Origin of the sequence: Aureimonas sp. AU20 (genome assembly GCF_001442755.1) — a bacterium.
Lineage (GTDB): Bacteria > Pseudomonadota > Alphaproteobacteria > Rhizobiales > Rhizobiaceae > Aureimonas.
On sequence record NZ_CP006367.1, the window covers coordinates 985,686 to 997,949 of the forward strand.

13 protein-coding genes are annotated in these 12,264 nt (G+C 67.1%); 6 read left to right on the forward strand and 7 right to left on the reverse strand.

What is annotated here, in order from left to right; genetic code table 11:
* Positions 1-2: 2 nt before the first annotated feature.
* Both M673_RS04550 and M673_RS04555 read right to left on the reverse strand, forming a co-directional pair.
* Complete coding sequence (locus M673_RS04550) at positions 3-1,415, reverse strand: serine protease (RefSeq protein ID WP_244493092.1); 1,413 nt, start codon at positions 1,413-1,415, stop codon at positions 3-5.
* Between the two features lie 241 nt (positions 1,416-1,656).
* Entirely contained in the window at positions 1,657-2,787 is a 1,131-nt protein-coding gene (locus M673_RS04555) for a DNA recombination protein RmuC (protein ID WP_148639973.1), read from the reverse strand.
* A gap of 99 nt (positions 2,788-2,886) precedes the next feature.
* Between M673_RS04555 and def the strand changes: the two genes are divergently transcribed.
* The 3 genes from def to truA all read left to right on the forward strand — a co-directional run bounded on the left by def (position 2,887) and on the right by truA (position 5,269).
* Positions 2,887-3,399: a peptide deformylase gene (def, locus tag M673_RS04560; protein ID WP_061973959.1), complete on the forward strand. Its 513-nt coding sequence runs from the start codon at positions 2,887-2,889 to the stop codon at positions 3,397-3,399.
* Positions 3,400-3,478: 79 nt separating this feature from the next.
* Positions 3,479-4,420, forward strand: a complete 942-nt coding sequence (fmt, locus tag M673_RS04565) for a methionyl-tRNA formyltransferase (protein ID WP_061973961.1) — start codon at positions 3,479-3,481, stop codon at positions 4,418-4,420.
* Positions 4,421-4,423: 3 nt separating this feature from the next.
* Complete coding sequence (gene truA, locus M673_RS04570; RefSeq protein WP_061973963.1) at positions 4,424-5,269, forward strand: tRNA pseudouridine(38-40) synthase TruA; 846 nt, start codon at positions 4,424-4,426, stop codon at positions 5,267-5,269.
* Here the strand turns inward: truA and M673_RS04575 are convergent.
* Positions 5,216-5,806, reverse strand: coding sequence for a hypothetical protein (locus M673_RS04575; protein ID WP_061973965.1), 591 nt, complete (start codon positions 5,804-5,806; stop codon positions 5,216-5,218). The two genes, truA and M673_RS04575, sit on opposite strands and share 54 nt — an antisense overlap.
* 4 nt (positions 5,807-5,810) lie before the next feature.
* Positions 5,811-7,016: a succinyl-diaminopimelate desuccinylase gene (dapE, locus tag M673_RS04580; protein ID WP_061977664.1), complete on the reverse strand. Its 1,206-nt coding sequence runs from the start codon at positions 7,014-7,016 to the stop codon at positions 5,811-5,813.
* A gap of 202 nt (positions 7,017-7,218) precedes the next feature.
* Here dapE and M673_RS04585 point away from each other — a divergent pair, with 202 nt between their 5' ends.
* Entirely contained in the window at positions 7,219-8,571 is a 1,353-nt protein-coding gene (locus M673_RS04585) for a lytic transglycosylase domain-containing protein (RefSeq protein WP_187301298.1), read from the forward strand.
* 79 nt (positions 8,572-8,650) lie between these two features.
* Here the strand turns inward: M673_RS04585 and M673_RS04590 are convergent, their stop codons facing one another.
* Positions 8,651-8,953, reverse strand: coding sequence for a hypothetical protein (locus M673_RS04590; RefSeq protein WP_061973969.1), 303 nt, complete (start codon positions 8,951-8,953; stop codon positions 8,651-8,653).
* 306 nt (positions 8,954-9,259) lie between these two features.
* The gene (gene dapD / locus M673_RS04595) at positions 9,260-10,108 is read right to left on the reverse strand and encodes a 2,3,4,5-tetrahydropyridine-2,6-dicarboxylate N-succinyltransferase (RefSeq protein WP_061973970.1); all 849 of its coding nucleotides are present in this window, start codon (positions 10,106-10,108) and stop codon (positions 9,260-9,262) included.
* 93 nt (positions 10,109-10,201) lie between these two features.
* Here dapD and M673_RS04600 point away from each other — a divergent pair, with 93 nt between their 5' ends.
* Entirely contained in the window at positions 10,202-11,074 is an 873-nt protein-coding gene (locus M673_RS04600; protein WP_148639974.1) for an LOG family protein, read from the forward strand.
* A 73-nt stretch (positions 11,075-11,147) separates the two neighbouring features.
* Positions 11,148-11,453, forward strand: a complete 306-nt coding sequence (locus M673_RS04605) for a hypothetical protein (RefSeq protein ID WP_061973973.1) — start codon at positions 11,148-11,150, stop codon at positions 11,451-11,453.
* A gap of 60 nt (positions 11,454-11,513) precedes the next feature.
* Here the strand turns inward: M673_RS04605 and M673_RS04610 are convergent, their stop codons facing one another.
* Complete coding sequence (locus M673_RS04610; protein WP_374755548.1) at positions 11,514-12,254, reverse strand: pyrimidine 5'-nucleotidase; 741 nt, start codon at positions 12,252-12,254, stop codon at positions 11,514-11,516.
* Positions 12,255-12,264: the final 10 nt, after the last annotated feature.

The window sequence follows — 12,264 nt, forward strand, 5'->3', positions numbered from 1 at the left end:
GCTTACTTCGTCCCGAGGCAGAGGACGGGGTAGATCGACTCCTGCACCTTGGCCGTCGCGTCCGGCACGCTTTCCAGTGCCGCCTTGGCGTCAGCCGTCTCGAAGGCGACATGGTGCTGCGTCAGGAAGCGAGCGGCTGCGTCCGGGCGAATGGCGAAGTTGATGGACTGCGGAATATCGCCCGTCAGATCGGCCACGGCCACGGCGTTCAGCTTGGCGGTGACGACGCCAACGACCCGGCCGGCGAGGTCGATCAGCGGGCCGCCCGAATTGCCGGGCTGCACGGGCGCCGAAATCTGCAGGTAGTTCGCGTCGTTCATCAGGCCCATGAGCGAGGAGATGTTGCCACGCGTCACGTTGAGGCTGTCGGCCAGGATCGAGCGCAGCGGGAAGCCTAGCGCCAAAATGTCCTCGCCCAGGCGCGGCTTGCTGGAGATGATCGGCAGCGGCTGGCCGAGCGCGGCATCTACCTTCACCAGCGCGAGATCGTGGTCTTCGTCCACGATCACTTGGCTCGCGGCGCCGAGATCGCCGACCAGAACGGTCTTGCAGCTCTTGGCGACATGGGCGTTGGTAAGAAGCCACCCGTCCTTGGACACGACGAAGCCGGTGCCCGAGGAGTCGAAACCGGGGGCGGCCAGCGCCGGACCCTGCGGCTGCGGCGCCGGCTCGTGTTCGCCGAAAGCGACGCCCTCGGCGCGGCCCGAGCGGAACAGCTTGGCCATGGGGCCGATATCGTTGGCGCGCGGCTCGCCGGAGAAGGGGTCGAACGTGTTCTCGGCGACCACGGTGTAGGGCTTCACGTCGCCGTCATGCGCCTTGTCCCACGCCACGGAGAAGCCGCGCAGATCGCCGTCCCGACCCGAAAAGCGGATTAGGAAGGAGCGCCCGTCTTCCTGGCCGCGAATCGTGAAGGCGTCGCCGGCCAGCGACGAGGAGGAAACGGTTTTGTTCTCGGCTTGCGTGGACAGGACGTTGAAGACGCCTTCCAGCGAATAACCTTCGTCGTGGAAGCGAACGGTCTCGATCTCCACACCGCTGTCGGCCGAGCGCCAGATCGAGCCGACCTCGGTCTCACCGGCGGGCGAGACGAGCGCGCCGGGCAGACCGAAGCGCACGCCGGTGCGGTCGTCGCGCACGAGATGGAAGCCCAGCGCGTCGCGCGCCTTGTCGCTTTCCGCGATCACCTTCTTGAGGAAGGCATCGGTCATCACGCCGTCGGCGGAAAAGCCGTTGCGGGCTTGAAAATCGCGGATGGCGCGCAATGTCTGGGGTCCGACACGGCCGTCGAACGTGCCGACATAATCGCCCGTCCAGGCAAGGCGCGTCTGGAGGCCAATGCGGAAGGCGGCATCGGTGTTGTCGTTGTAGGCCGAGGCAAGATCGGTGCTGGCGAAGGCGGGAGAAACGGCCATCGGAAGCGCCACCGGCGACGCGCACAGTACGAGACCTGCCAGAACTGCCTTCAACATCCCGCGCATGGCGTGTGTCCCCGAATTCCCAATCTTGTGGAAAACGCGGCGAAGCCGTTTTCGATCCCGCCACGTTAGCAGATTGTCAAGAATTGACTGTCGGAATTTTCGGCGAGGTTTCTGATTCGTCTCGAAAATTCGTCGACTTGAATCGATCTTGCTGAAGACCCAATGGCATCGCCTCTCAGCTCGGAGCGAAGCGTTCGGGCTCGCTCGGTTCCAGTTCCAGCCCGGCGATCCGCTCGCCCCGCCGCACCAGCTTCTCCGTCGAGACCAGGATCTGGTCGACATCCCGACCGGTCTGGTGGAAGTGGGTCTTGAGCGCGGCGACGCGGGCGTCGAGTCGTTGCAGATCTTCCGCCAGAAGCATGACTTCCTTCTGAATGCGCCCCGCTTCCTGACGCATTCTCTGGTCCTTCAACAGCGCTTTTACCACCTCGATCGAGAGCATCAGGAGCGAGGGGGAGACGATCACCACGCGGACCCGGTGGGCTCGGCGGATGATGTCCTCGAAATGCTCGTTCAACTCGGCGAAGACCGATTCGGATGGCACGAAGAGGAAGGCCGTGTCCTGCGTCTCGCCCGGCAGGAGATACTTCTCCGACACCGCCTTGATGTGAACGTCCATATCGCGGCGCAGGCGCGTGGCGGCGGCGTCGCGCGCCTCGTCGCTCGGGGCCTCGCGAAAGGCGTTCCAGGATTCCAGCGGAAACTTCGCGTCGATCACCAGCCCCGGCGCACCGTTCGGCATGGGGATCACGCAGTCCGGCCGCTTGCCGTTGGAGAGTGTCGCCTGGAAGGAGTAGCTGCCGCGCGGCAGCGAATCCATGACGATCGCCTCCATCCGCGCTTGCCCGAAGGCGCCGCGCGCCTGCTTGTTGGCGAGGATGTCCTGCAGCCGCACGACCTCGCCAGCCAGCCCCCGGATTTCGCCCTGCGCCCGGTCGATCACCGCCAGCCGCTCCGACAGGCGCGACAGGGTCTCGCCAGTCTGTATCTGCGCCTCGGCCAGTGTGCGCCCGACCCGGTGGCCCATCCCGTCCAGCCGCTCGGCCACGGTGTGGGCCAGCTCGGCCTGCCGCGCGCCCAGCATCTCGCCCATGGAATGAAGCCGCCCCGCCAGCTCGGCCTGCGCCCGTAGAATGGCCTCGGCACCCTCGCCAGGCGCTTCGTCCGCGCCGCCGAGACGCCGAACGAGGCGCCAGAGAAAGATCAGCGCGGCCAGGGCGAGCAGCACTTCGCCGACGCTTACCGGCCGCTGGCCGAGCGCGAAAAGCGGACTGTCGAGAAGGCTGGCGATCTGCACGAAGCTCATGACGGCGAGCCTATCCGATTCGCCTGAAAGCCACCAGATCAAAACGGGAACATCGCCGGGTCAGTTGACCGTTCTCGCGCCTGCGTTTACCTGACGCGCATGACCGTCAAGCCCCTTGTCATCCTGCCCGATCCGATCCTTCGCCGCGTGTCCGAACCGGTGGCCCGCATCGACGATGGCGTGCGCCGTTTCGCCGACGACATGCTGGAAACCATGTACGACGCGCCGGGCATCGGCCTTGCCGCCATCCAGGTGGGCGAGCCGCTGCGCATGCTGGTGATCGACCTCGCCAAGGAAGACGAGGAGAAGGCGCCGCAGGTCTTCCTCAACCCGGAGATCCTCGCCTCCTCGGACGAGCGCTCGGTCTATGAGGAAGGCTGCCTCTCGATCCCCGACTACTATGCCGAGGTCGAGCGCCCCGCGACGGTGCGCGTTCGCTATCTCGACCTGTCGGGCGAGACCAAGGAGATCGAGGCGGAGGGGCTGCTCGCCACCTGCCTCCAGCACGAGTTGGACCATCTGAACGGCGTCCTCTTCATCGACCATATTTCCAAGCTGAAGCGGGACATGGTGATCCGCAAGTTCACCAAGGCCGCCAAGAAGCCGCTTTGAGACGGCCCGGCGCAGCCGCCGCTCGCCGAACGGTTCGCTCGAGGCCTTCCACCGCCGCAGACCCCGAAAGGGCGAGATCATGACGCTTCGCGTCGTCTTCATGGGCACGCCGGCCTTCTCGGTGCCGACGCTGCGCGCGCTGGCCGAGGCCGGGCACGACATCCCCGCCGTCTACTCGCAGCCGCCGCGCCCGGCGGGCCGGCGAGGCCTCGCGCCGACGCCCTCGCCCATTGCGCTGGAGGCCGAGCGGCTGGGCATCGAGGTGCGCACACCCGCCTCGCTGAAGGGCGCGGAAGAGCAAGCCGCCTTCGCCGCCGTCAACGCGGATGTCGCGGTGGTGGTGGCCTACGGACTTCTCCTGCCGCCCGCGATCCTGGACGCCCCGCGTCTCGGCGCCTTGAATGGCCATGGCTCGCTCCTGCCGCGCTGGCGCGGCGCGGCGCCCATCCAGCGCGCGATCGAGGCGGGCGATGCCGAGACCGGCATGATGGTGATGCGCATGGAAGCCGGCCTCGACACCGGCCCGGTGGCGCTCACCGACACGCTCACCATCGGCGCGCGAGAAACGGCGGGCGAGCTGCACGACCGGCTGTCCCTCTCCTCCGCCGCGCTGATGGTGCGGGCGCTGGACGCGCTGGAAGCGGGAACGATTCGCTTCGAGCCACAGGATGAGATCGCCGCGCGCACCGGGCGCGAGGTGCTTTACGCCCGCAAGATCGAGAAGAGCGAGGCTGAGATCGACTGGACTCGAGGCTCCGGCGAGATCGCCCGGCGCATCAACGCCTTTTCGCCGTTTCCCGGCGCCTGGACCACGCTCGCCGGCGAGCGGTTGAAACTCCTGCGCGCGGAAAGCGCCGAGGGCTCGGGCGCGCCCGGCACGGCGCTGGACGACCGGCTTCTCGTGGCGGCGGGGGAGAGGGCGGTGCGCCTTCTCGACGTGCAGCGGGCGGGCGGCAAGGCGGGGCCGGCGGAACTTTTCCTGCGCGGCGCGAGCGTTCCCGCCGGCACGCGGCTGGGATAGGTCATGCCCCGCTACAAGCTGACCATCGAATATGACGGCACGGCCTATTGCGGCTGGCAGCGGCAGAAGAACGGGATGTCGGTTCAGGAGACGATCGAGATCGCGCTCCAGGCCTTCTGCGGCGAGGACGTGACACTGTTCGGCGCGGGGCGCACCGACGCCGGGGTCCACGCCACGGGCCAGGTTGCCCATGTCGACATCCCCAAGCTCTGGCGAACCGACACAGTGCGCGACGCGCTGAACGCGCGGCTGCGCGAGGAAGGGGGCGTCGCCATCCTCTCGGCCGAGCTGGTGCCGGAGACGTTCGATGCGCGCTTCTCCGCCCGCAAGCGGCATTATCTCTACCGGATCCTGAACCGCCGCCCGCCGCCGAGCATCCTCAAGGGGCAGGTCTGGTGGTGCTGGAAGCGGCTGGATGTCGAGGCCATGGACCGCGCCGCCAAGCGCCTGCTCGGCACGCACGACTTCAACACGTTCCGCTCGGTGAACTGCCAGGCCAAGAGCCCGGTGCGCACGCTGGAGCGGCTGGACGTGGTGCGGGGGCCCGGCGAGGAGGTGCATATTCACGCCTCGGCGCAGTCCTTCCTGCACAACCAGATCCGCTCCTTCGCCGGCTCGCTGAAGCTCGTCGGCGAGCATCGCTGGAGCGAGGCCGATCTCGTGGCCGCACTGGAATCGCGCGACCGCAAGCGCTGCGGCCCGGTCGCCCCGCCGGACGGGCTTTACCTCACCCGGGTGGACTATGCCGCACTCGATCTTTCGAGTGCCGCACTCGAGACATCCAGCGCTCCGCCCTCAGGCGAGGGTAACGCCGAAGAGATCGGAGACGGCGGCGTAGGAGAGGAGTGAGACGAAGACCATCATCGTGACGATGGCGACCGAGAGCGGCAGTTCCGTCACGGTTGCGTTGGCGACGAGCCGCACAGTGAGCACGATCGAGGCGATCGCCACGAAAAGGCCGATCAGCGCCGTCACGTCGCTCGACCCCGCGAGAAGCAGGAGGACGAAGAAGGGCGAGAAGATCCAGGCCAGGAGCGCCCCGCCCCAGTTCGTCGCCACCACCAGCGGCACCATCTTGCGCGAGAAGCCGAGCGGGCGCGCGAACGAAGCCAGAAGCAGGATCGGCAGGAGCCAGGCGGTCACATCCGCCAGCGCATGGGCGCCGTAGATCGCCAGCCGCCCCGGATGGGGCGAAAAGGGCGGGCGCTCTACCGTCTCGTATTCCAGCCAGGCCAGAACGGTCGGCGGCAGGGCGACGACGAGCGCGGCGAAGGAGCGCCAGAACCCGTCGGCGCTGAGATCGAGAAGGGCCAGCCCATCGCGCCGCCCGGCCATGAGTCGTGCAGCTCCCGTGAAGTAGCGCACGATCTCGGCCAGACTCGGCATGAAATCAGGACTGGGCGGCGAACCAGCGGGTGACGAAGGTCTCATAGATAGCCGTCAACGTTTCGAGGTCGGAAAGAGCCACGCATTCATTGGCCATATGCATCGTACGGCCGACAAGCCCGAATTCCACCACCGGGCAATGGTTCTTGATGAAACGGGCGTCCGACGTGCCGCCCGAGGTGGAGAGTTCGGGCACCCGGCCCGTCACCGCCTCGACCGAGGCCGAAAGCGCCTCCACCAGCGGCCCGGGCGAGGTGACGAACACGTCCGACACCGGCGTGCGCCAGATCACCTCGTAGAGGTCCGCCGCCTTGCCCTCCGCGCCCGAGGCCGCGAGCCCCGCTTCGATCCGCCGCAGCACTTCGGCCCGCAGCGAGTCCGGCGTCCAGCGGTCGTTGAAGCGGATGTTGAAGCGAAGCTCGACGCGCGCCGGAATGACGTTGCTCGCCGGATTGCCCGTGTCGACCGTGGTGACTTCGAAATTGGACGGCTGGAAGCGCTCGGTGCCCGCGTCCAGCGGGGTATCCAGAAGGGCGGCCAGCACTGGCGCGAGGCGCCGCGTCGGATTGTCGGCGAGATGGGGATAGGCGACATGGCCCTGCCGCCCGAGAAGCGTGACGACGCCCGTGAGCGAGCCGCGTCGGCCGATCTTGATCATGTCCCCCAGCGCCTCCGGATTGGTCGGCTCGCCCAAGAGGCAGGCGTCGAACCGGTGGCCCCGTGCCTCGGCATAATCGAGGAGCTTCACCGTGCCGTTGATGGCCGGCCCCTCCTCGTCGCCGGTGACGAGAAGGGAGATTCGCCCGGGTGGAATGGCACCTTTTGATTCGAGTCGGGCGAGCGCGGCGAGGAAACAGGCGATTCCGCCCTTCATATCCACAGCGCCCCGGCCATAAAGTTCGCCATTTTTCACCTCGCCCGAAAAAGGCGGAAGCGACCAATCGGCCTCTGATCCGGGAGGCACGACGTCCGTGTGGCCGGCAAAGCACAGATGCGGTCCGGCCTGCCCAAGCGTCGCCAGAAGGTTCTCGATCGCGGGTGTTCCCGGCTCCTCGAAGATCGGGCGTTCCGCGTGGAATCCCAATGGCTTCAGGAGGGATTCCACCAATCCCAGAGCGCCCGCGTCGGCGGGCGTCACGGAGGCGCAGCGGATCAGCCGGACGAGGATGTCGGCGGGGTCGAGCGAGGGGGCGAGGGGCAGCGTGTCCATGCCTTCGTGATAGCGCGCGACGCGCCGCTTCGCCACCGAACTTGTCCACAGGCTGGATTTGTCGTTTTTTGGGACTGGTGCTTTTTGGTCACGTTGCGGTAACCTTCGTGAACGGTTCGTAACCTTCGATCCAGGCCTGCCACGTTTCGGCCGGGTTTGGGCCTGAATGCGAACCGAGCGAAACAGCTTTGGGGGTTCCTGCATGACGCATCAACGGGCCGATGGAGCCCGGACCGCGCCTTCGCGTTCCGGCCGTATGGTTTCGGTGGCCAGCCTGGCCCTCCTCGCACCTTTGATGCTTTCGGCCTGCGTGTCCGATGGCGACAAGCTCAGCGGCACAGCCGACATTTCCCCCACCAAGACGGCGGCCCGGACGGGCGTCGTGGAAGTGGCCGGCAACGACAAGGGCCCGACCCGGATCGTCGCCCCCTCCACCAAGCCCGATGCCAAGACGGCCGCCGCGGACTCCAAGGGCGGGCGCGTGGTCGCCACCAAGGTGGCGCAAGCGCAGCCGGCGCCCGCCGCGCCGTCCCTCGGCAGCCGGGCCTATGGCACCGCCGTCGCCGCCAAGAACAGCGTCGTGGCCGGCGCGGCCAGGGTCGGGGCGGGCGCCGTAGCCGTAGCCTCCGTGTCCGCCGCCACGATCCAGAACGTCGCGCAGGCCGCCAAGGATTCGATCACGGGCGATCCGAAGATCGATCGGATGATCGCCGCCGCCGCCGACGAGAACGCCATTCCGCGCGAACTGGCCTATGCCGTGGTGCGCGTCGAGAGCCATTACAATCCGCGCGCCAAGGGCGCCGGCGTCTATGGCCTGTCGCAGATCAAGCCGGCCACGGCCCGGGGCCTCGGCTTCTCCGGCCCCGCCGAGGCGCTGCTCGATCCCGAGACCAACCTTCGCTACGGCATGCGCTATCTCAAGGGCGCCTACGAGGAAGGCAATGGCGACGTCTGCCAGACGGCCATGAAGTACAAGGGCGGCCACCGCACCACGGTGATGTCGAAATCCGCCAGCGTCTACTGCTCCAACGTCAAGCGTCACATGGCCGAGATCCGCTCGCGCAAGACGCCGGCCATGTCCGATACCGCCACGCTCGTCGCCGCCGTGGAGCCGACGGTCCGCAAGGGCATCGTGGCCCGCACCGTCGCCGCCAAGCCGGCCGAAGCGCGTGGGCAGGCCGAGACGCTCAAGACGCATGCCGCCAAGGCCGAGGCGCCTGCCGCGCTGACCGCCGCCGCCCATTCCGCCGAGGCCACCGAGGTGGCGAGCGCCGCCGCAGCCCTGGCGCCTGCCGCGAGCGCGCCGGCCAACGGCGCCGCCGCAGCGATCGCCGCGCCGGTTCCCGCGCCGCGCCCGATCATTCGCCTTGCCGAAAACCGCATCGCCCCGCTGATCGGCCCCTCGCGCAACGAGGCGGGCGTGCCCGTCGGCGGCCGCGTCGTCCACCGCTCGCAGCCCGAGATCGACCGCGACCGTTTCGGTGGCGCCTTCGACGCCTCCACGCCGGCCGCTTCAACTGCGCCTGCCAGCAACGGCGGCCTTGGCTACAACTGATCCGCTTCCACCATTCGTCATGAAAAAGGCCGGGTCTTCGACCCGGCCTTTTTCATGACGAATGGTGGAAGTTCTGGCGTCAGGTGGAAGCTTGACCCTTCTTGAATCCCAGCGCGATCGTCAGCAGAAGCCCGCAGGTGAAAGTTACCCCTATCACGATGCCATGGGCCGCTTTCGGCGGATCGATCACCCAAGGCAGTGTCAAACCCAAGACGGGCGGCGGAACGATCAAAAGGAACCGCAGAACGGACCCATCGACATCTCGAAGCCTCTTGGCGGCCAAAGCATATGCCGGGGTCATCATCAGGACCCAGCAGCACACCCAGGCGATCTGAACGGGAAGAGCGTAAGGCTGCGGGATCGGCAGGGAGCTTTCGGTCATCCAGAGATGGACCGGGGGAACGCCTTTGGCGGCCTGATCGGTGTACGCGAGGACAAAGGGGCGAGAGGGGCAATGAGACACGTCGTCAAGGCGAACACCGCCACGACGTGCGTACAGGTGCCGAGCCACCAGAGTTGCCGTGGGATCGTGCCTCGAAAAGAGAAGAAAAGATCGCGTGTTCTCATGCCCGGTCGCACTCCACTGAGTCGGGCAAATTCTACCGCTCCGCGAAGTCGCGAATAAGATAGCCAGGCAAGGAAATTCAACGAGCGGCGGCCGAGGCAGCCCGGCCGCCGCCGTTGAAGATCAGGCGCGAAGCAGGTCGTTGATCGAAGTCTTGGAGCGGGTGCGCTCGTCCACGCGCTTGACGATCACCGCACAGTAGAGCGCCGGGCCGGGCTCGCCATTGCCCATCGGCTTGCCGGGCAGCGAGCCGGCGACCACGACGGAATAGGGCGGCACTTCGCCATAGGTGATCGCGCCGGTCTCGCGGTCCACGATCTTGGTGGACTGGCCGATGAAGACGCCCATGCCGAGCACCGAGCCCTCGCGCACGATGCAGCCTTCCACGACTTCCGAGCGGGCGCCGATGAAGCAATTGTCCTCGATGATGGTCGGCCCGGCCTGCAGCGGCTCCAGAACGCCGCCGATGCCGACGCCCCCCGAAAGATGCACATGCGCGCCGATCTGCGCGCAGGAGCCGACGGTCGCCCAGGTGTCCACCATCGTGCCCTCGCCGACCGAGGCGCCGAGATTGACGAAGCTCGGCATCAGGATGGCGTTGCGGCCGATATGGGCCGAGCGGCGCACGATGGCGCCCGGCACGGCGCGAAAGCCCGCCTCGCGAAAACGGTTCTCGCCCCAGCCGTCGAACTTCGAGGGCACCTTGTCCCACCACTTGGCCTCGCCAGGGCCGTTCGAGACGAGTTCCATGTCGTTGAGGCGGAACGACAGGAGCACCGCCTTCTTCAGCCACTGATGCACGGTCCAGCTGCCGTCGGCCGAACGCGTCGCGACCTTGAGCGCGCCGCGGTCCAGCCCGTCGAGGGCCTGATCGACGGCCTCGCGGACCTCCCCGCCCGTCTGTGCGTTGATGGAGTCCCGGTTGTCGAAGGCGGTTTCGACGATCTGTTCGAGCGCTGCGTGGTCGGTCATCCCGGTGTCCTCTTGCGACGGCCTGAAAGCTTGGGGCATGACGCTTCCTCTAGGGGAAGCCTCTGGGACAATCAACGCGAAGGAGCGGTGCGCGTGGTGGCTGAGACCGACAAGGACCTTCTCTCCGGCGGCGAGGGCGAAGAGGCCTTCACGCCTTTTCCGAGTTCCGGCGAGGACCGGGCACGCCAGACGGCCAAGCCCCGCACGCCCCAGACGCTTTCGCCGACCTATCGGCTGGCCTATGACGACCCCGACTTCCTCGCCTCCGAGCCGATGCGCGGCGTGCGGCTGCAGCTGGAGCTGATGAAGCCGGACATGGCGCTGGCGGAGGCCGGCATCCTGTCGACGGTCGTTCTATTCGGCGGCGCGCGCATCCCCGAGCCGGGGCACGAGCCCTGGGCGGCGCGCAACGAGGGGCAGGCCGAACGCCTGCGCGCCAACAGCCACTATTACGAGGAGGCGCGGCGCTTCGCGCAGCTCGCCTCGCAGCATTCGGCCAATTCCTCCGGCGGCAAGGAATTCGTGATCGTCACCGGCGGCGGGCCGGGCGTCATGGAAGCGGGCAATCGCGGCGCGGCCGATGTCGGCGCGGTGTCGATCGCCCTCAACATCACGCTGCCGCACGAGCAGGCGCCCAATCCCTATGCGACGCCCGAGCTCTGCTTCAACTTCCATTATTTCGCGATCCGCAAGATGCATTTCCTTCTGCGGGCCAAGGCCATGGCGATCTTCCCCGGCGGCTTCGGGACCCTGGACGAGCTGTTCGAGGCGCTGACGCTGATTCAGACACGGCGCATGGCACGCATCCCGGTGGTCCTGTTCGGCAAGGAGTTCTGGCACCGCGTCGTGGATTTCGACTTCCTGGCCGAGGAAGGCACCATCGCGCCGGACGATCTCGGCCTCCTCAACTTCGTGGACACGGCCGAAGAGGGATGGGAGATCATTCGCCGCGCCTACGAGTTCTGAGCCCGGAGCGGAACTCGCCTTCGCGCCGTCCGTTTCAGCCCCAAGCCAATCACAACTGGGGAGGAGATGTGCCATGGGCGATCTCGACACGGATTCCGCCATGATGCGGCGGCAGCAGGGCCAGGACGTATCCGAGACGCTGGCGGAGGACGAGACGGGGGGCAAGGCGTCGCCGACCGATCTCGACCCCGAAAGCCGGGCGGCGCGCGAGGCGTCCAAGGCCGGCCAAGCCGTTTATGCCAACGAGCAGATGGACGCGATCTTCAATTCCAACAAGCGCGCCGGCGAGGGCCAAGCCGAAACCAATATGATGGAAGACCGCGCGACCGACGGCGCGGCCTCGCTCGTGCGCCCGGACCGGTCCGTTCTCGGCTCGTAGCGCCATTCGATTCCATGAAAACGGCCGGGGCAGGTGCTCCGGCCGTTTCTGTATTCGGTGCTAAGCCGTGCGGATCGAACGCAGGAAGGTCGTAAGATTGTCGGTGACGAAATCGATATGCTCGCCCTCGCGCCCTTCGTGCTCCCAGGCATCGCCGATCGCCGTCTCGAAATTCTCCGGCACGATGAGGACGGTGCGCATGCCCAGCGCCTTCGGCACTTCCAGATTGCGGGCGAGATCCTCGAACATGGCGGCATGGGCCGTGTCCACCCGGTGCAGCGCCATGAACTTGTCGTAGGTCACGGCGGCGGGCTTGGGAACGAGACCTGCGGCCACGATGTCGAACACGTCCTCGAAATGCTCGAAGATGCCGAGCTGGCGCGCCGTGCGCTCGGCATGGCCCCGGTCGCCATTGGTAAAGATGAACTTGCGGCCCGGCAGCGCGGCGATCTCGGCGCCGAGCTCGGGGTCCGGCGACAGCCAGGAATAGTCGATATTGTGGACATAGCGCAGGAAGGCGTCGGGATCGATGTCGTGGACCGACATCAGCCCGCGCAGCGTCGTGCCGTATTCGCGGTAGTAGCGCTTCTGCACGTCCTTCGCCTCGTCCGGGGCGACGCCCAGAAGCTCGCCCACGAAGCTCGTCATCCGCTCGTCGATCTGGCGAAACAGATCGGTGCGGCGGGGGTAGAGCGTGTTGTCGAGGTCGAAGACCCATGTGTGGACATGGGAAAAGTCCTGCGGCGTGGCGTCGGCGGTGCGGAGGATCGTGGTTTGCTCGTTCATCGCTTCTTTCCGCATGCCGGCGCTG

Excerpts from the sequence above, each read along its gene's own strand:
- M673_RS04550 (WP_244493092.1), bottom strand. The coding sequence starts at position 1,415 with ATGGCCGTTTCTCCCGCCTTCGCCAGCACCGATCTTGCCTCGGCCTAC.
- M673_RS04555 (WP_148639973.1), bottom strand. The coding sequence starts at position 2,787 with ATGAGCTTCGTGCAGATCGCCAGCCTTCTCGACAGTCCGCTTTTCGCG.
- def (WP_061973959.1), top strand. The coding sequence starts at position 2,887 with ATGACCGTCAAGCCCCTTGTCATCCTGCCCGATCCGATCCTTCGCCGC.
- fmt (WP_061973961.1), top strand. The coding sequence starts at position 3,479 with ATGACGCTTCGCGTCGTCTTCATGGGCACGCCGGCCTTCTCGGTGCCG.
- truA (WP_061973963.1), top strand. The coding sequence starts at position 4,424 with ATGCCCCGCTACAAGCTGACCATCGAATATGACGGCACGGCCTATTGC.
- M673_RS04575 (WP_061973965.1), bottom strand. The coding sequence starts at position 5,806 with ATGCCGAGTCTGGCCGAGATCGTGCGCTACTTCACGGGAGCTGCACGA.
- dapE (WP_061977664.1), bottom strand. The coding sequence starts at position 7,016 with ATGGACACGCTGCCCCTCGCCCCCTCGCTCGACCCCGCCGACATCCTC.
- M673_RS04585 (WP_187301298.1), top strand. The coding sequence starts at position 7,219 with ATGACGCATCAACGGGCCGATGGAGCCCGGACCGCGCCTTCGCGTTCC.
- M673_RS04590 (WP_061973969.1), bottom strand. The coding sequence starts at position 8,953 with ATGACCGAAAGCTCCCTGCCGATCCCGCAGCCTTACGCTCTTCCCGTT.
- dapD (WP_061973970.1), bottom strand. The coding sequence starts at position 10,108 with ATGACCGACCACGCAGCGCTCGAACAGATCGTCGAAACCGCCTTCGAC.
- M673_RS04605 (WP_061973973.1), top strand. The coding sequence starts at position 11,148 with ATGGGCGATCTCGACACGGATTCCGCCATGATGCGGCGGCAGCAGGGC.
- M673_RS04610 (WP_374755548.1), bottom strand. The coding sequence starts at position 12,254 with ATGCGGAAAGAAGCGATGAACGAGCAAACCACGATCCTCCGCACCGCC.